This window comes from Clostridium disporicum (assembly GCF_001405015.1).
Classification (GTDB): domain Bacteria; phylum Bacillota; class Clostridia; order Clostridiales; family Clostridiaceae; genus Clostridium; species Clostridium disporicum_B.
Map to the genome: position 1 here is coordinate 93,495 of NZ_CYZX01000011.1, position 23,787 is coordinate 117,281.

Sequence of the window (23,787 nt, forward strand, 5' to 3'; positions counted from 1 at the left end):
TCCCCAATATAGTTAACAGTCTTATTTCTTAAATTAAATAAAAGCTACCGGTTTCCCAGTAGCTTTTATTTTTAACTTCTAATTATTTTTAAATAACTAATATAAAAATTCAGTTTTCAACTTAAACTAACTTTTCATTAACTATAGTCATAACACTTTCTTTAAATCTAGTTAATTTTTCAGCAGAATCTTCTAATCCATTACCTTTAATAGCTAGATATATTTTCATTTTTGGTTCTGTACCTGAAGGTCTTACAACAAACCATGAACCATTCTCTAGTATAAACTTAAGAACATTAGATTTTGGTAAGTTGATTACTTTTTCTGTATTATTAACTAAATCATCTTCTTTGCTTAATCTATAGTCTAGTTTAGTGTTTACCTTAACTCCGTCAACCTCAGTTAATGTTGAGTTTCTTAAAGAATCTATGCATGCAGCAATCTTTTCTTGACCTTCTTTACCTTTAAGTTCTATAGAAATTAAATCTTCTTTAAAGAATCCAAATTCTTTATATAAATCTATTAGGGCATCATAAAGACTCATTCCCTTTTCTTTATAATAAAGAGTCATTTCTGCAATTAACATAGAAGCTATTACTGCATCTTTATCTCTTACAAATTCACCTGCTAAATATCCATAGCTTTCTTCAAATCCAAAAATATATTTTTTATCTCCTGATTCTTGGAATTCTCTTATCTTTTCACCAATATACTTAAATCCTGTAAGTACATCCATCACTTCAATATCATAAGCTTTAGCTATTTCTTTTACTCCTTCAGAAGTAACTATTGTCTTTATAATAACTCCATTTTCAGGAAGTCTATTTTCTTCTTTTAATGCTGATAATATATAGTTACTTAATAATAATCCTGTTTGGTTCCCAGTTAATACTTGGTATTCACCTTTACTATCTTTAACAACTACACCTATTCTATCACAATCTGGGTCAGTTCCAAAGATTATATCTGGATTAGATTCTTTTGCCATATCTAAAGCTAATTTAAACACCTTTGGATCTTCTGGATTTGGATATGGTGCTGTTGGGAAGTTTCCATCTGGCATCTCTTGCTCTTTAACAATTTCAACATTTTCATATCCAAGCTCTTTTAAAACTCTTCTTACAGGCATATTTCCACTACCATGTATTGGAGTATATATAACTTTTAAATCTTTCGCTTTGCTAGCTACTAAATCTTTTCTTATAGTTAATGATTTAACTTCTTCTATATAAGCCTTATCAACTTCTTCTCCTATATATACTAAAAGTCCACTATTAACTGCTTCCTCGTTAGTAATTATCTTGATTTGACTAAAATCTGAAACATTGTTTACTTCATTTATTATTATGTTAGCCTTCTCATCAGTTACTTGTCCACCAAATTCGTCATAAACTTTATATCCATTATATATTTTTGGATTGTGAGAAGCAGTTATAACTATTCCACCCTTACACTCTAAATGTCTAACTGTATATGAAAGCATTGGTGTAGGTCTTAAACTTTCAAATAAATATACCTTTATATTATTAGCACAAAGTGTTAATGCTGCAGATTCAGCAAATTCCTTTGACATATTTCTTGAATCATATGCTATTGCTACAGATGGATTTTCAAATGAATTATTTAAATAATTTGCAAATCCTTGTGTTGCTTTAGACACTGTATGAACATTCATTCTATTAGTACCAGCTCCTATAATCCCTCTCAATCCACCAGTACCAAAATCTAAATCTTTATAAAATCTATCTTCAATTTCTTTTTCATTAGTAACACTTCTTAGTTCTTCCTTAATTTCTTCATTTATGTCTTTTGAGTTTAACCATAAATTATACTTTTCTTTGTATCCCATACTTATACCTCCTAAATGTTATCTTGTATATTATATAACATTTTTGGAAATTTTCAAATAAAAAGTATGAGCTTTTTTAGCAATTATTGCTATAGCTCATACTCCATAATTTTATTCTGCTTCTTCTACTGCATCCATATCATCTGAAACAGTTTTTCTTTCATAACTAACTGCTGCTACAACTGAATTTAAATCATCTAAAATTGATATTTCTGATGCAACTTCTAAATCTCCAAGCTTATATACAGAACCTACTGTTCCATCACCAACATTTAGATTTATAAATTTTGGTAAAGAATCTACATTGCATTCGATTTTTACGCTATCTTTTTCCTTTTGTAATACTGTTCCTCTGCGATTTATATATTCTTCTCCAACATAGTGTATTGGTACAGATGAAACAATTTTATCTTTACCTTTTAACTCTTCTAAATCTAAATGAATAATTTTATTTGTTGCAGGGTCTCTTTGTATCTCTTTAATTAAAGCTTTATGATTTTCTCCATTTAAAAGTACATCAATTATTCCATGCTCACCAGTTGAAGATATTTCATGTATAAATTCTAAGTCTCCAACCTCAAACATTAAATTATTTATTGCTTTTCCATATAGCACTCCAGGAATATTCCCATTCTTTCTAGATTTTTTTGCACTATTTGGTATATTTTTATCTCTTATTTTCAATTCTAAACTTGACAAAATAATTCCTCCTATCAATAAAACTCTCTTGAATATTCTTAACAAAAAATCTATCTTTTATTCATTTCTTTTACGTTTATCCAAAAAAACAATATATTTCTATGAATAAATTCCTCTAATTACTGAACTTCATTCCATTCATTTAAAGTTTTATCTAATCAATCCATATAAACATTAATAAACTGAAAATTTTTTATAAAAAACTATTTATAAAATATAATGATATTTTTATTGAGTTTTTTCATCATTTTTTTCATGTAACAACTTGCAAATTTTGTACTATATTATAATTAAGATTCCAATTTTTGAAATATTTATTCTAGACAAAAATAATTTTTATGATAGAATTAAGTCGTTAAATAATTTTTCAAAGAAAGGAGGACAATATTATAGAGTTTAATTTTTATCACAAAAATAAAAAGCGCCAGAACTTAAGTGTGATAATCCTTACTAATAAATAAAATTAGTAAGATGAAAAATCGTAGATTTGGATTTTTTAAGCCGCTCAGCTTATGCCGAGTGATATAGGCTAACTGAATCTAAGATTTTCATATAAAAATTTCAGCTAAAAATCAGGTAAGTTCATCTAACTAATTAAAGATTTGTTAGATTGAATAGGAAACTCCTACTGTGTAGGAGTAAGTTCGCCTAACCAAATCAGAGATTTATTTAGGTTGTGAGAAACTCCTATACAGTAGGAGTAAGTTCCACCAACTAAATCAAAGATTTAGGATCTCACTTAAGTTGACGAGGATGGGGAGTATCGAATTCTTCGGCGGGTGCCCCACGGTATCGCACTACCGTTAACAGTTAGTAAATCTATGAAGTGATTTGTAGGACAACACTAACTTGGTGTTAAAACCACCTATTGGTTTTGGATTTATAGGGATTTTATACCCTTTTTGAAAACAATAGTTATAACTTAATTATTATAAGAGAATAGGAAGGAAGATTAAATTTATGTGCGGAATAGTTGGATATGTAGGAAAAAGACAGGCTTCTTCTGTCTTAGTAGAAGGTTTATCAAAATTAGAATATAGAGGATATGACTCTGCAGGTATTGCAGTAATTAACGATGGAGAAATAGAAGTTAGAAAGTTTAAAGGTCGTCTTCAAAATCTTGCAAATAGTTTAAATGAAAAGCCTATAAACGGTAATATTGGAATCGGTCATACAAGATGGGCTACACACGGAGAACCATCTGATGTTAATTCTCATCCACACTCTAATGCTAATGTAACTTTAAGTGTTGTTCATAATGGAATAATAGAAAATTATATTAAATTAAGAGAGTGGCTAATTTCTAAAGGATATACTTTTTTCTCTGAAACAGATACAGAAGTAATACCAAATTTAATAGATTTTTATTATGATGGTGATTTATTTGATGCTGTTGTTAAAGCAACTTCAAAATTAGAAGGAAGCTTTGCCATAGGTGTTATAAATAAAAATGAACCTGATAAACTTATCGCAGTAAGAAAAGATAGTCCATTAATAGTTGGTTTAGGTGAAGATGAATTCTTTATAGCTTCAGATATTCCTGCTGTTTTAAATTACACTAGAAATGTCTATCTTTTAGAGGATAAGGAATTTGTTATTTTAACAAAAGATGGTGTAGAGCTTAAAACTGAGGAAGGCGAAAAGATAGATAAAGAAATTTATCATGTTACTTGGAATGTAGATGCAGCTGAAAAAGGTGGATATGAAGACTTTATGTTAAAAGAAATTCATGAACAACCAAGAGCTGTTAAAGATACTTTATTAGGTAAAATATCATTAAATAAAGAGATTACTCTTGATAATATAACCTTCACTAAAGAAGATCTTGAAAACTTTGATAAAATATATATAGTAGCTTGTGGTACTGCTTACCATGCTGGTGTAGTTGGTAAAACAGTTATTGAAAAACTGGCAAAAATCCCTGTAGAAGTAGATATAGCTTCAGAATTTAGATATAGAGATCCTATGATTACAGATAAAACTTTAATAATTGTAGTTTCTCAATCTGGTGAAACTGCTGATACACTTGCAGTATTAAGAGATGGGAAAAAACAAGGTGCAAGAATATTAGCAATAACTAATGTTGTTGGTTCATCTGTTTCAAGAGAGGCTGATGATGTATTCTATACTTTAGCTGGACCTGAAATCGCAGTTGCCTCAACAAAAGCATATGTAACTCAATTAGCAGCTTTCTATATTCTTGGATTATATTTTGCATCATTAAAAAACACTTTAAGTGATGAAGAGATTGAAACTATTAAGTCTGAATTATTACAAATTCCTGATAAAATAGAAAAAGCTCTTACTATGAAAGATTCATTACAAAAATTTGCATCATCACACTATAACCATAAAGATATGTATTTCTTAGGTAGAGGGTTAGATTATGCAGTTGCAATGGAAGGTTCATTAAAGTTAAAAGAGATATCTTACATTCATTGTGATGCATATGCTGCTGGAGAATTAAAACATGGTCCTATAGCATTAATAGAAAAAGATACTGCTGTTATTACTCTTTTAACACAAGAATTCTTAAAAGATAAGATGATTAGTAATGTTAGAGAAGTATCTACTAGAGGTGGTAATATATTTGCTGTCGTTAATGAAGGTGATACTATAGCTAAAGAAGTTTGTGATGATTTAGTTTATATTCCAAAAACTATAGACTTATTAACACCGCTTGTAAGTGTAGTTCCACTTCAACTTATTGCATACTATATAGCTAAACAAAAAGGTTGCGATGTTGATAAACCAAGAAATTTAGCTAAGTCTGTAACAGTTGAGTAGTTGTTTTGTTGGAGGTATTAAAATGCACGAAGAGGTATTGAGACTTTTAAACCAATATAAAGAAACCGAAGCATTAATGAACCAATATATTAATCTTCTAGATGAAAAAGATTATGCTCAAGGTAAAATAGATTTAATTAAAACAATAATTGCTGACTTAGAAAGTTTATTAACTTTATCTAAATAGATAAAAATAGCTAGAGATAAAATCTCTAGCTATTTTCATATTTCTTTATTAAATTACAGTTGATAAAAACTTTCGTAATTCTAAATCTAAAGAGTTATCTTTTAAGTACAATAATCTATAATTTATTTCATTATCATCTTTATTTAATGAATAATAACTTACAGCTGCTTTAACTCTAATATCGTCTGGCACATTAGTAAAATCTATAATGCCTTTTTCACCTTTTAGTATTAAATCTGCGTCTAATTTTCCATCATAAAGAGCTAACACTTTAAAAAATATAAGCTCATCTTCTATATAACTTCCTCTTAAATTAATTCTATTAATTACAGTATCATAAGCATATTCTAAATTATTATCTAATAAATATTTTTTATAATATAACTCTAATAGTCTATCTACTTTTGCACTATTCTTAATTTGAGATAAGAAAGTTAAAACTCTAATAATTTCATCTTCTCTTAATGGTTTCATAATATATATTATTGAATCAATAATTTTTTGTCTTTCAATATCTCTTGCTGCAAGCTTACAAAGCAAATTAATAGCTTTAAAGCTTACTTCTGACGGCATTACAGATATCTTTAATAACTCATCAACACCATCCTCACCAAATCCATATAAAATGGTTAGAACCGCATTTTCAACCGTCCTACCCCATTGTCCTAATTCTTCATATTTCATCTTCCATCTTTGTGGTTTTGATACTCTTCCCTTTAAATAATCTTTAACATGCTCAACGTTTCTTACACCAATGGCTCTTGTAGCTTCTTTAACAGTGTTTTGTACAGAATCAAAATCTGTATAGTTTTCAATTACTTTTAAAATTTCTTCAGTGATTATATAATCTAATCTCTCTGGAGACATTTCTTCAAAGTTCTGCTCTACCTCTTTAGATTTTATTTCATCAAAACTTTCCTCTATTTTAAAATTATATTGGATGCTTTCTATTGTTTTTATTTCTTCATTTTCCCCATAACTATCTTCTTCATTTATATATTCTATTTTTTCTTCATCTTCTACTCTTTTATGTTCTTTATTTTTGAAAAAATCAAATATCCCCATCTATTTTCCTCCTATATCATTTTCACTTATAACAGAAATTCCGTTTTGAACTAAAATTTCTGCAGTAATACCTCTACCTTTTATTTTATTTCCCTTAAAAGTCCCATCATAAATATAATTAACACCACACGAAGGACTACCATCTTTTAATATAGCACCTTCTATATTAAGCTTTTTAGCAATTTCTTCAACTTCTTTTGCGCCTTTTACAAATTCTTCTGTAACATCCCTTCCATCTTTAGTTAATATTTTACCTCTTCTTTTTAATATTTCCTCAGCTTCATTATTCATTTCACTAGGAACTCTAGGAGTAGGTAATCCCCCTAATTGTTCAGGACAAATAAGTATTGCCTTACCACTTTTAAATAAATCATCGCAATATTTAGAATAATTATTACCACCATTATATTTACAATTTACACCACATAAACAAGCACTAATTAAATACATACAATATCCCTCCAATATACTACAATTATAGCATAGTCTATTTATCTTTTAAATTACATAACAATTAATTTATCCATAAAAATTGGAGCAAAGATATATAAAATCTTTACCCCAACTAGTATCTATTTTAACTCAACTATAGTTACTCCATCTCCACCTTCACCATATACACCTAGTCTATATGATTTAACATGAGGATGTCTTTTTAACATATCATTTATAGCTTTTCTAAGAATTCCAGTACCTTTTCCATGAACAACAGTAACTTCTCCTAAATTAGCCATATATGCTTCATCTAAATATTTATCAGTTCTATAACACGCTTCCTCAGCATCCATTCCTCTCAAATCTATTCTACTCTCAACAGATTTTAAATTTAACTTTACCTCTCTTTTTTTCTTTTCTTTCTTTACTGGAGTAACTTCAACTTTTCTTAAATCCTTTAGTTTAACATTTATTTTCATTATACCTGCTTCAACTTGTACTTCACCTTTATTGTCAGGCATTGAAATTACAATAACTCGTTGATTTAAAGAAGGTAAAAATGCTTCCATTCCTAGTGTAACATTTTTTAAAGGCTCTCCATTGTTTTCTCTTACTTTAATCATTGCAGCTTCTTTTTCCTCAAGACTTTCCTTAAGCTTTCTTCTTTCTGCTTCAAGCCTATTTCTTCCACCTTCTGCAATTCCCATTTTCTCAAGTTCTCGCATAGCCTTAACTATTTCATCGGCTTCATCTTTAGCTCTGCTTATTATATCTTTAGCTTCTCTTCTTGCTTCTTCATATGCCTTATCTCTAACTTTATCTAACTTTTGAAGTTTTTCTTCGTATTTCTTTTTAAGCTCTTCTGCTTCTTCTTTTATTCTCTTTGCTTCTCTTGCATCTTTATTAGCAATTATGCTCTTTTCTTGTAAATCTCTAATAAGATCTTCAAATTGAAGATTTTCTTTAGACATATAATCTTTAGCTTTTACAATTATATCTTCACCTAATCCAAGTCTTTTAGAAATTTCAAATGCATTTGACTTTCCTGGAATACCAATTAACAACCTATATGTAGGCTTTAAAGTCTCAACGTCAAACTCTACAGATGAATTCTCAACTCCTACTGTTCTAAGCGCATAACCTTTTAACTCACTATAGTGAGTTGTTGCTATAAGTCTAGTACCTCTATTTTTAAGTGTTTCAATTACCGCTACAGCCAAAGCAGCCCCTTCAGTTGGATCTGTACCTGAACCTAATTCATCAAATAACACCAATGAATCTTCATCAGCATCTTCTAAAATTGATACTATATTAGTCATATGAGATGAAAAAGTTGATAAAGATTGCTCTATGCTTTGCTCATCACCAATATCTGCAAATATTTCTTTAAAGAAACCTACTGCTGATCCATCTCTTGCTGGTATTAACAATCCACTTAATGCCATAAGGTGTAAAAGTCCAACAGTCTTTAAAGTTACTGTTTTACCACCAGTATTAGGACCAGTAATCATAAGTGTTGTGAATTCTTCCCCTAAATATATATCCGAAGGAACAACTACCTTCGGGTCAATAAGAGGATGTTTTCCTCCAATTATATCAAAGCTTCTATCCTCTCTAACAGTAGGTATTACTGCATTTAGATTTGATGCGTATTTACCTTTCGCAAAAATAAAATCTAGCTCTGTTAAAATTTTATAATTGTTCCTTACTTCTTCGATATTATCATATACTTTTGAAGAAAGTTCAGATAATATTCTTTCTATTTCCGCCTTTTCTTTAAGCATAAGTTCTTTTATTTCATTATTTAAATTAACTAAGCTCATTGGTTCAATAAACAAAGTAGCTCCGGTAGAGCTTTGATCATGTACTAATCCTGGAACGGCACCTTTATATTCTGCCTTAACAGGTATTACATATCTATCTCCTCTCATTGTATAAATAGAATCTTGTAAATACTTAGAATTAGCTCTAACTATAGAATTAATCTTTTCCCTTACAGATGAATTTTTCTCTTTTAAACTTCGTCTTATTCCATATAAAGTTCCACTTGCCTTATCACTTATTTCCTCTTCAGAAACTATAGCATTTTCAATATCACTCTCCAACTTTCTTATCGGTGTAAGAATATATGCCAAGTCTTCTAAATGCTTATATGATATCTCATCTTCTTTTCTTTCAATATACTCTTTAAATCTCCTAGAACATCTAAGCATTCCACCAATTCTTAAAAGTTGACCAGCTGTTAAAACTCCACCTTTTCCCGCTCTTTCTAAAGCTTCTCTTGTATCAAATAACCCTTCAAATGGCGGTGCTCCTTTTCTTATAAGTATATCTAAAGCCTCATTGCTTTCTTCTAATTTATTCTTCACTTCAAATATAGACTTATATGGCGCAAGTTCGTCAACTAATCTCTTAGCACTCTCTGTTATTGCATATGATCTTAATTTATGTTTAATTTTATTAAATTCTAGCACTCTTAGAGTTTTTTCTTTCATAACTCTCTCCTTATTTACCTACTTAAATTCGTTTATCTTATTATCATATTTTATTCTACTTAAAATACTAAAGATTATAAAAAGCACAGCAAAAATTATTGATATTATACTTATAATATTTTCGTATCTATTCCCAATCTTGCTAAAAGTAGATAATACTATTAAAATCATTCCCAGCATCAATGCTATTAAAATTATATTTTTCTTCCAAAAATTTTTTAACAATGCTGTGGCATTAATTTTTTTACTTCTATCAAGACTTTTAAACCACTCATATCTTATTAATTTATTAGAATCTATCATTTCATATATACTAAAGATACATCCTATAAAAAGTAATAATATAGCAATTATTTTCATGACCATCCCTCTTACTCTATTCCTCTTCTAAATTGTCCTTTTGTATAATCTTTACTTTCAAAGTCTAAATTATTTTTATAAATATTATAAACTTTCTTAACTTCATCATAGCTTTCATCTCTAAAATCAAATCTGAATGATGTTATTCCAAATTCTTTTATAGAATCTATTTCATCAAATAAGTTTAATGGAACAGGATTTAATATATAACTTCTACAATAAAGATCAGTCATAACTCTTAATCTTTCATTAACTCTATCAATAAGTGTAAATTTATCCTTTGAACATGCAATATTACACTTCTGTTCTGAATTTTTTCCACCAAAAGTACTTCCTATAGGACAATATTCACTTATCATTAGCTCTGGTTTGCCATAAACTATCATAGCCATATTTCCTTTTGCTTTTTTAGCAAGAGCTTTTATTTCTCCTCTATTAAGTTCTAAGCTTAAAGTAGGTAACTCTATATCCTTTTGATAAAATTTTAAGCTTTCTGAATTCATTATATTTAATTTATAATCACCAATTATATATAACTCATCCTTAAATACATTTATTATCCCTACATTAGAACTAACTATACCTTTAATATAAGGTTTAACCTTATTTATAGTTTCACATACAGAGTTAAATTCACCTTTAACTATAGTAGATGTCTTTACATAAAATCTAATATCACCTTTATATTTCTCACTAAGCTCTATTAAATCCTTTGATCTCAAAGCATTTAATTCTCTACTAAATAAATCAAATGCTATATCCTTAGCTCCACATTCTATTAATGCATTTGCCTGTTCTTTTGTAATACAGCTAAATACTTCATTTATATTTTCCTTATTAATTATATTATCTTTATATATTATCTTATCAGGTCTTCTTCTTCTATAACTCTTACTTATGCTTTTAGCTATAGATTCTAACGCATCTCTTCTTAAATTATTTAAATCAGCTACTCTTAAAAATCCATCTTCAAAATTTTCAAAAACTACTTCTTCAAATTTAAAAGGAACATCTCCTGATTTTTTTAAAGCATCTTCTATTCTCTCTTTATCTAATGGTCTTTTTTCAGCCCTTTGAACGACTTCTCCTAAGAATTTGTAGTCTTTTCCATTGTAAGTAACTTCTAAAGAAAAAGGTTTATCAATCTCAAATCTTACATTAGCTTTTAATGGTATCTTCTTATAAAATGGTTTTAAATATCCTTCTAATTCATCAAATAACTCTTTATTTAAGCTTTTAAATAATTCATCACCTTTTTTATAATCTATTGGAAATATTTTTACTTTATCTCCTCTTTTACCTTCTTTAATCTCATTACCATTTAAAAGCATCTTACTTAATGTAAATCCTTTATCTCTATATCTAATTCCATCACCAAGCTTAATATCCTCTTTCAGCACTACTTCACCATTATTATCAACCTTTCCTAATGGAATTCCTGCATTTTTAGGTGAATTATAGCTCATCATATCCTTGCCTGTATCTTTTTGTAAGAATGCTTTTGTAAATCCACTTCTATTAAATAATTGAAGTAACTGTCTCTTTCCAGCTTGACTATCATATTTTGAGTTAAATAAAGCTTTATCTACTGCTTTTCTATAGTTATCAACTACACCTGCCACATATTCAGCTCTCTTCATTCTACCTTCAATCTTTAATGAATACGTACCAGTATTTATAACTTCATTTACATCTTCTATAGTACACATATCTTTAGGACTTAATAGATATCCTCTTTTTTCACCAGACTTTTCACCCTTTAAAGTGTATTCCATTCTACACGGTTGAGCACATCTACCTCTATTACCACTTCTTCCACCTATAATAGAACTCATTAAACATTGTCCAGAATAACTTATACATAATGCTCCATGAACAAACATTTCTGTCTCTATAGCTAAATCTTTAGATATATATTTAATTTCATCTAAACTTAATTCTCTTGATAAAACTATTCTATGAAACCCCTTGTCTTTAAAATATAAAGCTGCTTCTCCATTGTGTACTGTTAATTGAGTTGATGCATGCAATTCAAAATCTTTAAAATCTTCTCTTATCCTCTTTAGCAAGCCTACATCTTGTATTATTAAAGCATCTACTCCTATTTCATATAAGAATCCTACATATTTTACAGCCTCATCTATTTCATTTTCCTTAAGAATAGTATTTAATGTTACATATACCTTAACGTCATAACTATGAGCATAATCTATAGCTTTAATCATATTATCATTATCAAAATTTGATGCATATGCTCTTGCTGAAAACTTATTTCCTCCAAGATATACTGCATCAGCACCTTTATTTATCGCAGCATAAAGACTTTCCATGCTACCAGCCGGAGCTAAAACTTCCACTCTTTTCATAAGAATCTCTCCTATATAATTTAAATTTACTCTTTTGTTTATTTTGTACTTATTTTGTTATATCATAAATATATTTACTTTTCCATCTTAACTTAACCATATTTCTAAAAGAAAAGCCTGTCCGCAATAGGACAGACTCTTATTTTAACAATGGATTTTTTATTTTTTTCTCTATTGCAAGGTTAAAATTTGCATCATTTAATTTTTTCTCTAAGTCTAATAATTTATATCTTGAATTTTGCAATTTGAACTTCAACTCTTTATTACTCTTTTTAAGAACTTCTTTTTCATTTTCTATACTATTTATTCTACTCTTTAGTTTTTTAATTTCATCACTATTATATTTACACTCTTCAATTTCTTTTTCCTTTAATATTACTTCATCTTTTAAAGAAACCTCTGCTTTTTTCAACTCTTCATTTTTTAAATTAAGTAAAGTAAGTTCTTGTTTTTTACCTTCTAAAGCATTCTTTAATTCTTCTACTTTTCTATCATAAGAGTCTGTTAAACTATCTTTTTCATAAGCAAAATTTTGTTTTAACTCTTCTGTTTTTGTTACAAAATTCTTTTCTAATTCTTCCTTTTCAGCTTGTAACTTTTGCTTTGTTTCTTCTAATTCTTTATGCAAATTATCTATTGTACTATATAAATTATCAACTTCTTTAATTTTCTCTTCCATAGAACAAATAATACTTTTTAAATTATCAATCTCATTGTTCTTTGTTTTGTTATACTCTTCAGAATCTACCTTAACTTCTTTAAGTCTTTCTTTTAGAGCCATACACTTTTCTTCTAAAGAATTTTTTCTTTTAACTAATTCTTCATTATCTAGTTCACACTTAAAATATTCATCAGCAATATTTAAGGCTGATAATACAGCAACAGCTGTGGTACTTAGCTTATTATTATTTGCTGATATTTCTTTGAACTTACCATCAACATACTCTGCTACTGCTAACAGATATTTTTCATTTTCTTTGCCTTTTAAATTATATTCCACACCATTTATCTTAACCGTTACCGTGTTCATGTTACACCCCTCGTTTACTATAATTACTTATATTATACCATATTAAGCTTTAAATAACTATACCTTCCTTAGTTAATACCACAGTTTAGGAGATTATTTGATAAATTTTCTTAACCTTGATATACTTTCATAGAGGTGTTTATATTGAACTATAATTTTTTATTAGAAAAATGTACTCTTTGTGTAAGAAACTGTAATGTAAATAGGCTTAATGGCCAAATAGGTGTTTGTAATTCTACTGCTTCATTAAAAATAGCAAGAGCTAAACTTCATTATTGGGAAGAGCCATGTATTTCTGGAAATAACGGATCTGGTACAGTTTTCTTCTCTAATTGTAACTTAAAATGTGTATTTTGCCAAAATCACTCTATATCACAAGAAGGAAATGGCTTAGAAATATCTATAGAAAGATTGTCAGAAATATTTTTAGAACTTCAACTTCAAGGAGCCCATAATATTAACTTAGTTACACCAACACATTATGTACCTCAAATAATTGAAGCTTTAAAAATCTCAAAAAGCAAAGGACTTAATATTCCTATACTTTATAACACTAATTCATTTGATTCATTAGAAACTATAAAAATGCTTAATGGATATATAGATGTTTATCTACCAGATTTTAAATACTTTGATGATAAATATGCAATTAAATATTCAAAGGCTCAAGGTTATAGCAAAAATACATTAGAAATCATAAAAGAAATGGTTTCACAAGTAGGTAAGCCACAATTCAAAGATGATATAATTCAAAAAGGAGTTATAGTAAGGCATTTATTACTACCTGGTCTTTTGTTTGATTCTAAGAAGGTTATAGATACACTTTATAACAACTTCGGAGATGATATATATATATCTTTTATGAATCAATACACTCCTTTACATAATGCTAAGAACTTTCCGGAAATAAATAAATCTATAAATCCTAAAATTTATGATTCACTTGTAAATTATGCAATAAGTATAGGTGTAAAAAACGGATTTATCCAAGAGGAAGGTACTAGTTCCGAAAGTTACGTTCCTAGCTTTAAAAATGAAGGAGTAAAATCTATAGATAGTTAAAGATTAATAATTAATATAAAAAGTCAGCTTTCGCTGACTTTTATAAATAAATTCTTGTTTACTAATTCTTAATTATTAATTAAACTATTCCCATCTTACTGATAACTCCATCTAGTAATGCTTTCTTTTTTTGATTTAAGTATTCCCCATAGTACTTTTCTTCTTCACCAGCAAACAATGCTTCTACTGCAACATTATCAACTTCTCTTAAAATTATCATATTAATATCTCTTCTATACGTCTTTTCTAATGTAGAGAACATTTTATTATATTCTTCAATTCCTCTTGTCTTTTTATATTTTCTTATTAATGAATCAAGACTAGTATCATACTTTTTAATCTTATAAATTATATTCTCAATAGTTTTATTTTTATTTTTTAAGAAATATTTCTCATAATCTAATTTTATACCTAATAATTCATTTATAGAGTATTCTTTATTACAAACATTAAATGTTACTTTACCTTCTTCAAAAAGTTTAGTAATAATATAATTCATTATTTTGTCATTATTACTCCACTTATCTATTATTTCTTCTTGTCCACCAACTATCTCAATAGCTTTTTTAAGTTGTCCAATTTTTTCTTCTAAAACTTTATTATTTATACTACTCATTGTCTACTCCTTAATGTCTATTTCTTCATAATAGAAATTTATTAATTAATACTTAATAGTTTTTCTTTTATATTTTACATATATTCATATATAATTACAAGTTTCTATTTATCTTTCTAAATATCATTATAATTATCACCATCTCTTTTCTAAAAAAATATTATAAACTATATATATTTTTTCACAAAGGAGAGGACAGTTTTGTTAGATTTACATCCAATTTCTTATAAAGATAAAAACTTGATAAACTACTATTCTAATTTTATAAATACATCTTCATATGAATATTCTTTTAATTCACTATATTTATGGAAAGACCTTTGTAAAACTAATTTAACTACTATTTACGATACCTTAGTAATTCAAAAATATGATGATGAAAAAGGCTTTTTCTTCATGATGCCTTATTATAAAAATGTAGAATCATTATATAAAACTTTAGATTATTTAAAATCAAACTATGAAAATTATCAATATCTATTAGGTGATATTGATAGTGATCATATTGAGCTACTAAAAAACAATTATGACTTAGAAATACTTGAAAATAAAAAATCATTTGAATATATCTATCTTACTAGTGATTTGATAAACCTTAAAGGGAAGAAGTATCATAAAAAAAGAAATCATTACAATAATTTTATTAATTTATACAACTACAATTATTCGTCTATTAATAATGAAAAAATTATTGAAGACTGCTTAGATCTTCTAAATAAATGGGAAAATAAAAAATGTATTTGCTCTAAAGAGCTATTGATAGAACCTATAGCTGTAAAAAATATTTTATATTCACTTGATGATTTATCTTTGAAATCTATAGCATTATATGTTGATAACAAGTTAGTTGGTTTTTCAATTGGAGAAAAATTTAAAGATTCAGCAATAATCCATATCGAAAAATGTAATGCAAACTATCGTGGTGTATATGCTTTTATTAATAATGAATTTTTAAAAACAAGCTTTAGTGATACTATCTACGTAAATAGAGAAGAAGATTGTGGTCATGAAGGTTTGCAAAAATCAAAAGAATCTTATCACCCTTATAAAGTTTTAAATAAATATTTTATAAAAATAAAGTAGTAATTCAAAAGCGAATTACTACTTTGTTTTTAAGTTAAAAGGAAACTCCTACTCACATACGTTCGTAGGAGTAAGTTCACCTTGCCAAATCTAAGATTTGGAGGCTTACTTAGCTATGCATAAATTCCGATATCCAACTTCAAGATTTGGATCGTCATTTATACTCTGTATAACTTTCACTAGCTAAATCTGTGATTTAATTTTTTATGAGAAACTCCTTCTCCTTAGGTCGAAGGAGTAAGTTCGCCTTGCCAAATCTAAGATTTGGAGGCTTACTTATCTTAACACAGCTCCTAGTTTGTGTTCTAATGCTTTTAGAATTTTATCGTGAACTTTAGATATATCTTTATCTTCTAAAGTTTTCTTTTCATCTCTGTAAGCTATAGCGTAAGCAATTGACTTTTTACCTTCTGGTATTTGTGCTCCCTTATAGATATCAAATAATTGTACTTTCTCTACTAAGTTTCCACCAGCTCTTCTTATACAATCTTCTATATCTGCAACTAATATAGAGTCATCACATAAAAGTGCAATATCTCTAGTTACAGCTGGGAACTTTGGTAATGGTTTATATGCCTTTACAGTTGTTGCTGCTTGGAATAACATATCTAAATCTAATTCTGCAACATAACAATCTACATCTATACCATAATTTTCAGTTACATCTGGGTGAACTTCTCCAAATACTCCTGCTTTCTTATTTCTAACCATTAATGCAGCAGTTTTTCCTGGATGGTAGCTTGGATTTTCACTTTCACGAGCATATTTAGCTTTATCTATCCCTAATCCTTCGATTACATTTTCAACTATACCTTTAAGATCAAGGTAATCGCAATCTCCATATATACCTATAGTTAAAATATTCTTTTCTGTTGGTAGCTCAGTTTCTACTTCATTAGGAATATATACTCTTCCTATTTCAAATAATCTAACATAATCATTATTTCTAGAGTAGTTTCTAGCTAAACATTCCATTATTGATGGTAAAGTAGTAGTTCTCATTACACTGTAATCTTCACCTAATGGATTCTTTATCTTTACAACATTTCTAAGTTCACTATCTTCAGGTATATTAACTTTATCAAATACCTTAGGTGATACAAATGAGTAGCTAATAGATTGATTTACACCACTACCAATCATTATATCTACAACTTTATCAGTTAGTAATTCATTCTTATATTTAGGTTCTCTCTCAGTTGATACCTTAAATACTGTTGTTGGAATCTTATCATATCCATAAATTCTTGCTACTTCTTCAGCAATATCTTCTTTTATAGCTATATCTATTCTAAATGTTGGTATAGTTATTACTAACATTTCACCGTTAATCTCTGTTTTTAAATCTAGAGAATCTAAAGCTTCTTTCATTTCTTCCTTAGATATCTCTGTTCCTAAGAACTTATTAATCCAAGCTGAGTCTACAGTTATAGAACCTTCTTCTTTAACTTGATTATAAACATCTATAGTTCCTTCCATAACTTTTCCGCAACCTAGTTCGCAAATAAGTGCACAAGCTCTATCTATTGCAAGTTTAGCTAAGTTTGGATCTATATCTTTATCAAATCTTGAAGAACTTTCAGATCTTAAGTTTAACTTCTTAGAGCTAACTCTTATATTAGTTCCTTCAAAGTTTGCTGATTCAAAAATAACTTCTGTTGTATCATCTTGAATTTCTGAGTTTAATCCACCCATAATTCCAGCTATAGCAACAGACTTTTCTCCATCTTTAATCATTAAGAAATCTGAAGTTAATTCTCTTTCAACTTCATCTAAAGTAGTGAACTTTTCTCCATCTTTAGCTTTTTCAACAACTATTTTACCGCTTTCTATTTGTCTAGCATCAAAAGCGTGCATTGGTTGACCAATCTCTAACATAACAAAATTAGTTATATCAACTATGTTATTAATAGGTCTAACCCCTGCTTCTAAAAGTCTTTCTTGCATCCAACCTGGCGATGGCATTACCTTTACATTTTTAACACCTCTAGCCATGTATCTTCTACATAAATCATCTCTAACTTCAACTTTTAATTCATCATTAATATTAGCTGATGACTTAACTTCATAGCTCATATTTGGCATCTTATAAGAAGTTCTTAACGTTGCTGCTGTTTCTCTAGCCATACCAACTATACTTAAACAGTCAGGTCTATTTGAAGTAATTTCAAAATCTAATATAGCTTTATTTAATCCTAAATATTCTTTTATATCCATTCCAAGAGGTGCATCTTGTGGTAATATCATTAATCCATGAACTGGTTCATCTCCAGCAATTCCTAATTCTTCTTCAGAACAGAACATTCCGTTAGATACTACACCTCTCATCTTACCTTTTTTAATTTCAGTTCCATCAGCTAAAATTGATTTATGAAGAGCAACTGGAACTACATCATCTTCTTTCATATTAGTTGCTGCTGTAACTATTTGTATTTCTTCTTCAGCCCCAATATTTACTTGACATACACTTAATCTATCAGCGTCTGGATGCTTTTCAATCTTAGTAATTTTACCCGTCACAACATTTTTTATATTGTCACCTTGTATAATAACCTCTTCTACAGCTGAACCTGAAAGAGTTAATTTATCACCTAATGTAACTGCATCTACATTTACTTCTGCATAATCTTTTAACCAATTATATGGTACTTTCATCTCACTTTACCTCCTAATTAAAATTGATTTAAAAATCTCATATCACTTTCGTATAATAATCTGATATCATCTATTCCGTATTTAAGCATAACCATTCTATCTACACCAAATCCGAAGGCAAATCCACTATAAACTTCTGGGTCTACTCCGCAATTTCTTAATACTTCAGGATGAACCATTCCACATCCTAGTATTTCAATCCATCCGCTTCCTTTACATACTCTACAACCTTCACCACCACATACAAAACAAGTTGCATCCATTTCTGCTGATGGCTCTGTAAATGGGAAGTGATGTGGTCTAAATTTAGTTACTACCTTATCTCCAAACATCTTTTTAGCAAATAATTCTAAAGTTCCTTTTAAATCTGCAAAAGTAACTCCCTTATCAATTACTAAACCTTCCATTTGATAGAATATTGGTGAGTGAGTAGCATCTACAGCATCTGATCTATAAACCTTCCCTGGAGATATCATCTTTATAGGAGGTTCTTGTTTTTCCATAGTTCTAATTTGAACTGGAGAAGTTTGAGTTCTAAGTACTATATTATCGTTTATATAAAAAGTATCTTGTTCACTTCTCGCTGGATGGTCTTTAGGTATATTTAATGCTTCAAAGTTGTAATGATCTAATTCAACTTCTGGACCTTCTTCTACAGTAAATCCCATTGAAATAAATATTTCTTTCATACTTTCTAATGTTAAATCTAATGGGTGTCTTTTCCCTATAACATTTCTTTTACCAGGTAACGATATATCTATAACTTCACTAGCAAGTTTAGCATTCTTTTCTTTTTCTTTAATCTTTTTGCTAACCTCTTCTAATCTTTCTTCTACTTCATTTTTAGCTTCATTAACTAACTTCCCAACTACTGGTCTTTCTTCTTTTGATAAAGCTCCCATACTTCTAAGAATAGTAGTAAGTTCCCCTTTTTTCCCAAGGTATTTAACTCTTATTTCTTCTAATGCTCCACTATTTTCTGCAGCAGATATTTCATCAAAAGCAGCTTCTTTAATTGCTAATAATTTTTCTTGCATTTGTATTCTCCCTTCTAACGAATTAAATTATGGTATTTTTTTCAATAAAAAAAGGATATTCAGCCCCCTACAAAGGGACGGAATATCCGCGTTACCACCCTAATTGATATTTATTATAAAACAAATATCCAACTTAATTTTAATAACGGCAAAAACCGCTAGCTACTACTTTGTTTCACAGCTAGTACTCCTGAGCGAACTTCAATATAAATTCTAATAAAAAGGCTTACAGTCATGACCTTTTCTCCCTGAAAAAGTCTTTATATCTACTCTCTCAATCATAGTATTTTTATATTAAATTACAACTGATTATACATCTAAAAGACAATATTTTCAATAGTTTTATGTAAATTTATTTATTTGATATATTTTGTCTAACTCTTTCAAATAAAATTATTGATGTTGCTATAGCTACATTTAATGACTCTGCTCCACCTGGCATTGGTATTTTCACTTTGATATCTGCCATTTCAAATATTTCATCACTGATACCATTTCCTTCATTTCCTACTGAAAGAATTATCTTTCCACTTAAGTCCTCTCTAAAGAAATCCTTAGATTCTTGAAGAGATGTAGCAACTAAGCTAAATCCATCATCTTTTAGTCCTTTTAAAAAAGTTAAATCATTATCATGTATTATTGGAACATAAAATATAGAACCCATAGTAGATCTAATAACCTTATCGTTATATATATCTACAGTACCTTTTGTTAATATTATTCCAGTTACTCCTGCTGCATGAGCAGTTCTAATTATAGTTCCTAAATTACCAGGATCTTGAACTTTATCGCATAGAAGATAAAAATCACCATTTAAATTTTCTCTGTTATCTTCAATTTCTAATAATGCAATTATACCTTGTGGATTCTCAGTTGAAGTAAGCTGCGAAAAAAGGCTATCTTCCATTAAATATACTTTTACGCAGTCTATATACTGTTCTAAATATTGATTTATTTTCTTTGCACCATCATTATTTACAACAATAGAATCTACTTTGCATCCTGCTTTAAATGCTTCTTGTATCAACCTAAAACCTTCGATTATATATTTTTGTTCTTTACTTCTACCTTTTCTATCTTTTAACTTTTTAGCTAATTTAAAAAAAGCATTTTCTTTACTTTCTATTGATATCAACTTATACACCTCTATTTTTGTTTAGCCATAATTTCTTCTATTTTAGCTAAGTCTTCTGCTGATCCAATAGCTACTATTATATCATCTGAAGAAATAACTTCATCAGCACTTGGAGAAATATTTATATCATCATCTTTCTTTATAGCCATTACGTTAATTCCATACCTACTTCTAAGCTTTAACTCTGTAAGATTCTTTCCATTCCACTCTTCTAAAGCTTTCATTTCCATTATACTATAATCAGGTGAAAGTTCTATATAATCTAAAATACTTGCAGATACAAGATTATGAGCTACTCTCACTCCCATATCCTTTTCTGGTAATACTACTCTATCTGCACCTATTTTATATAATACCTTAGCATGTAAATCACTTTGTCCTTTTGCTATTATATATTTAACTCCTAGATCTTTAACTAGAAGTGTTACCATAACACTAGCTTGTATATTTGAACCTATTGTTACTACTGCAACGTCAAAATTTCTTAGCCCTAACGTTCTAAGAGCTGACTCATCAGTTGCATCCATTTGTACTGCATGTGTTACAGAGTCTGAAATCTCTTGAACCATATCTTCATCCATATCTATAGCTAATACATCATGGCCTAATCCATAAAGTGTCTTTGCAACAGACTCTCCAAATCTCCCTAACCCTATAACTACGAATTGTTTATTTTTTGACATAATTACTCTCCTAACCTATTAGAATTTTTCCTTCTGGATATTTTACACCATTATTTTTTTTGTTTCTCATTAATGATAGAACTACTGTTAATGGGCCAACTCTACCTAAATACATCATTATCATTATTAAAACCTTACCTACTTCAGTAAGCTGTTGAGTTAATCCTACAGTTAATCCTACTGTTGCAAAAGCTGATGTAGTTTCATATAAAAGTGAAAGGAATGATGCTCCTTGTTCTGTATATGATAAAAGCATAGTAGCACTCATCACTAAAACTCCACCTATAAAAAATAATGTAAAAGCCTTATATACTAACTCTTTAGGAAATCTTTTTTTAAATGCTTCTGCATCCTCACGACCTCTAATAACACAAATAACAGTTACTATTAATACTCCTATTGTAGTTGTTTTAATTCCTCCAGCTGTTGATCCTGGAGATCCACCTATAAACATAAGTATAATTGTTAATAAATTACCTGCATTTGTCATTCCATCTGTAGAAATAGAATTAAATCCTGCAGTTCTTGGAGTTACAGCTGCAAAAAATGAATTTACAAGCTTATCTCCTATATTCATATTTGCCAATGTATTTGGATTATTATGTTCGAAAATAAACATAAGTATTGTTCCTCCTACAACCAAAATAGCAGTAACTAAAATAACCATTTTAGAATGTATAGAAAGTTTTTTCATACTTTTAAAGTTATATACTTCAATCCAAACAGCAAAACCAATACCCCCAATAATAATTAGAGCACTAGCTACTAATATAACTACCCAATTACTACTATAACTTGTTAAGCTTGAAAAGTTACCAAACAAGTCAAATCCAGCATTACAAAAAGCTGAAATAGAATGGAATAAACTATAGAACATCCCTTTACCTATTCCATATTTAGGAATAAACTGTGTTGAAAATAAAAGTGCCCCTGATAGTTGAACAGTTATAGTAAATGTTAATACATATTGAACCATCTTTACAAGTCCCTGAATATTAAATGTATTCATAGCATCTTGTAATATCAACCTATCTCTTAATGTTATTTTTTTACCTAATATAATTGCTATCAGTGTTGTAAAAGACATAAATCCTAAGCCACCGATTTCAATTAAAAGCATAATAATTGTTTGACCAAACATACTCCAATGAGTTCCAGTATCTAGCGTTACTAACCCTGTTACGCAAACAGCTGATGTTGATGTAAATAGTGCATCTAAAAAATTAGTATATTGTCTAGTAGCAGATGATATCGGTAACGTTAAAATTATAGCACCTATTAATATCACTACTAAGAAACCTAATGCTAAAATCTGTACTCCTTTAAGTTTATTACTTTTTCTTAAATTAAATTGCATATCCTCACCTCGTAGGTTTCATTTTAACTACTTTTATTATTTTGCTCTACATATATTATTTTTATTTGTTGGGTAGTAATATTTGTCCTCCATGTATTTTACCATCTTTACATTTATTTTCATAGTACTGTATAAAATTTTATTAGTAATATAATAAAGGCGACTATCCTAGTCGCCTTAAAATAATCTATTTTAATAATTCCTAAATCTAAAAATTAGAAACTATATTTTTCTTAATAATAACATAACTAGATTTTTGTCTTAACTATTTTGCACTCACTGCATCCTTTACAACAATATGCTCTTTCGCCAAAGACATTAATTATTGTATTTATGAACTCTTTATTATTACATTTATCTTTCCCATGAATTATTACACTTTTAGGTGCATTAGTAATTAAGCCACTTATTATAATATCCTCTATATTAGCTTCTGTATCTACCTTACACTCTGAAAGTTCTTTAATAAATTCTTCAAATATATCATTACCATATTTATCTTTAATAATATATCCTCCACCATCTTGTATATAAATATTTATTTCATCAATTCTGCTCTCTTGAATATCAACAAAGTATTTTAATAATTTCACAAATTCCTTATATTCTTTTTCTACCATGTATTCTTCTACAACTTTTTCTATTATATCTTCAATCCCTTGCCTTAGTTCTTTCATTCTAAAAGTTATAAACCCTTGAATATTAATCTCTTCATTTTCTTCTAAACATTCTTTTATTTTTTCAATTATAGAATTCACTTTATTTATACAATATATCATTCTATCATCATTTACTGTAGAATCCCCTTTTAAAACGCTCATAATAATCTCTTCAACTTCTAATATTTCATCTTGCTTTAAAAAAAAGTAATTTTCCATTAGAAAGT

19 protein-coding genes and 1 other annotated feature are annotated in these 23,787 nt (G+C 28.5%); of the genes, 4 read left to right on the forward strand and 15 right to left on the reverse strand.

Translation table 11 applies throughout. The features are described from left to right. Positions 1 to 121 precede the first annotated feature (121 nt). Both ARA56_RS09080 and ARA56_RS09085 read right to left on the reverse strand, forming a co-directional pair. Positions 122 to 1,849 carry a phospho-sugar mutase gene (locus ARA56_RS09080; protein ID WP_055265924.1) on the reverse strand — a complete coding sequence of 576 codons (1,728 nt, stop codon included), beginning with the start codon at positions 1,847 to 1,849 and terminating at the stop codon, positions 122 to 124. Between the two features lie 111 nt (positions 1,850 to 1,960). Beyond that, the gene (locus ARA56_RS09085) at positions 1,961 to 2,548 is read right to left on the reverse strand and encodes a 50S ribosomal protein L25 (RefSeq protein ID WP_055265927.1); all 588 of its coding nucleotides are present in this window, start codon (positions 2,546 to 2,548) and stop codon (positions 1,961 to 1,963) included. Between the two features lie 960 nt (positions 2,549 to 3,508). Between ARA56_RS09085 and glmS the strand changes: the two genes are divergently transcribed. Both glmS and ARA56_RS16795 read left to right on the forward strand, forming a co-directional pair. Then, positions 3,509 to 5,335 carry a glutamine--fructose-6-phosphate transaminase (isomerizing) gene (glmS, locus tag ARA56_RS09090; RefSeq protein WP_055265929.1) on the forward strand — a complete coding sequence of 609 codons (1,827 nt, stop codon included), beginning with the start codon at positions 3,509 to 3,511 and terminating at the stop codon, positions 5,333 to 5,335. 22 nt (positions 5,336 to 5,357) lie between these two features. Further along, on the forward strand, positions 5,358 to 5,522 hold the full coding sequence (locus ARA56_RS16795) for a hypothetical protein (RefSeq protein ID WP_172675755.1): 165 nt from the start codon (positions 5,358 to 5,360) through the stop codon (positions 5,520 to 5,522). A gap of 48 nt (positions 5,523 to 5,570) precedes the next feature. On the opposite strand, the gene ARA56_RS09095 is transcribed toward ARA56_RS16795, so the two are convergent. From ARA56_RS09095 to ARA56_RS09120, 6 genes are all read right to left on the reverse strand, one after another. Then, entirely contained in the window at positions 5,571 to 6,587 is a 1,017-nt protein-coding gene (locus ARA56_RS09095; RefSeq protein WP_055265931.1) for a hypothetical protein, read from the reverse strand. Next, entirely contained in the window at positions 6,588 to 7,037 is a 450-nt protein-coding gene (locus tag ARA56_RS09100) for a 2-thiouracil desulfurase family protein (protein WP_055265932.1), read from the reverse strand. 122 nt (positions 7,038 to 7,159) lie between these two features. Continuing rightward, complete coding sequence (locus ARA56_RS09105; RefSeq protein WP_055265934.1) at positions 7,160 to 9,517, reverse strand: endonuclease MutS2; 2,358 nt, start codon at positions 9,515 to 9,517, stop codon at positions 7,160 to 7,162. A gap of 18 nt (positions 9,518 to 9,535) precedes the next feature. Then, positions 9,536 to 9,877, reverse strand: a complete 342-nt coding sequence (locus tag ARA56_RS09110) for a hypothetical protein (protein ID WP_055265936.1) — start codon at positions 9,875 to 9,877, stop codon at positions 9,536 to 9,538. Between the two features lie 11 nt (positions 9,878 to 9,888). Further along, positions 9,889 to 12,243: a U32 family peptidase gene (locus ARA56_RS09115; RefSeq protein WP_055265938.1), complete on the reverse strand. Its 2,355-nt coding sequence runs from the start codon at positions 12,241 to 12,243 to the stop codon at positions 9,889 to 9,891. Positions 12,244 to 12,382: 139 nt separating this feature from the next. Then, positions 12,383 to 13,273, reverse strand: a complete 891-nt coding sequence (locus tag ARA56_RS09120; RefSeq protein WP_055265940.1) for a cell division protein ZapA — start codon at positions 13,271 to 13,273, stop codon at positions 12,383 to 12,385. 144 nt (positions 13,274 to 13,417) lie between these two features. Here ARA56_RS09120 and ARA56_RS09125 point away from each other — a divergent pair, with 144 nt between their 5' ends. Then, positions 13,418 to 14,335, forward strand: a complete 918-nt coding sequence (locus ARA56_RS09125) for a radical SAM protein (RefSeq protein ID WP_055265942.1) — start codon at positions 13,418 to 13,420, stop codon at positions 14,333 to 14,335. Between the two features lie 79 nt (positions 14,336 to 14,414). Here the strand turns inward: ARA56_RS09125 and ARA56_RS09130 are convergent, their stop codons facing one another. Then, a complete protein-coding gene (locus ARA56_RS09130) occupies positions 14,415 to 14,951 on the reverse strand; it encodes a hypothetical protein (RefSeq protein ID WP_055265944.1) in 537 nt (178 codons plus the stop codon). A gap of 201 nt (positions 14,952 to 15,152) precedes the next feature. Between ARA56_RS09130 and ARA56_RS09135 the strand changes: the two genes are divergently transcribed. Next, positions 15,153 to 16,034: a DUF2156 domain-containing protein gene (locus ARA56_RS09135; RefSeq protein ID WP_055265946.1), complete on the forward strand. Its 882-nt coding sequence runs from the start codon at positions 15,153 to 15,155 to the stop codon at positions 16,032 to 16,034. Between the two features lie 276 nt (positions 16,035 to 16,310). Here ARA56_RS09135 and pheT read toward each other — a convergent pair whose 3' ends face one another. From pheT to ytxC, 6 genes are all read right to left on the reverse strand, one after another. Beyond that, positions 16,311 to 18,689 carry a phenylalanine--tRNA ligase subunit beta gene (pheT, locus tag ARA56_RS09140; protein ID WP_055265947.1) on the reverse strand — a complete coding sequence of 793 codons (2,379 nt, stop codon included), beginning with the start codon at positions 18,687 to 18,689 and terminating at the stop codon, positions 16,311 to 16,313. Between the two features lie 17 nt (positions 18,690 to 18,706). Then, complete coding sequence (gene pheS / locus ARA56_RS09145; protein WP_055265949.1) at positions 18,707 to 19,726, reverse strand: phenylalanine--tRNA ligase subunit alpha; 1,020 nt, start codon at positions 19,724 to 19,726, stop codon at positions 18,707 to 18,709. Positions 19,727 to 19,796: 70 nt separating this feature from the next. Then, positions 19,797 to 20,017 (reverse strand) — a binding site (T-box leader). Positions 20,018 to 20,078: 61 nt separating this feature from the next. Further along, positions 20,079 to 20,861 (reverse strand): TrmH family RNA methyltransferase, encoded by a 783-nt coding sequence (locus tag ARA56_RS09150; RefSeq protein ID WP_055265952.1) that lies wholly within the window; start codon positions 20,859 to 20,861, stop codon positions 20,079 to 20,081. A gap of 11 nt (positions 20,862 to 20,872) precedes the next feature. Then, entirely contained in the window at positions 20,873 to 21,544 is a 672-nt protein-coding gene (locus tag ARA56_RS09155) for a potassium channel family protein (protein ID WP_055265954.1), read from the reverse strand. Between the two features lie 10 nt (positions 21,545 to 21,554). Next, entirely contained in the window at positions 21,555 to 22,901 is a 1,347-nt protein-coding gene (locus ARA56_RS09160) for a TrkH family potassium uptake protein (RefSeq protein WP_055265956.1), read from the reverse strand. Positions 22,902 to 23,149: 248 nt separating this feature from the next. Then, positions 23,150 to 23,787 (reverse strand): putative sporulation protein YtxC (gene ytxC, locus ARA56_RS09165; protein WP_055265957.1); only part of this gene is annotated, 638 nt, incomplete at its 5' end.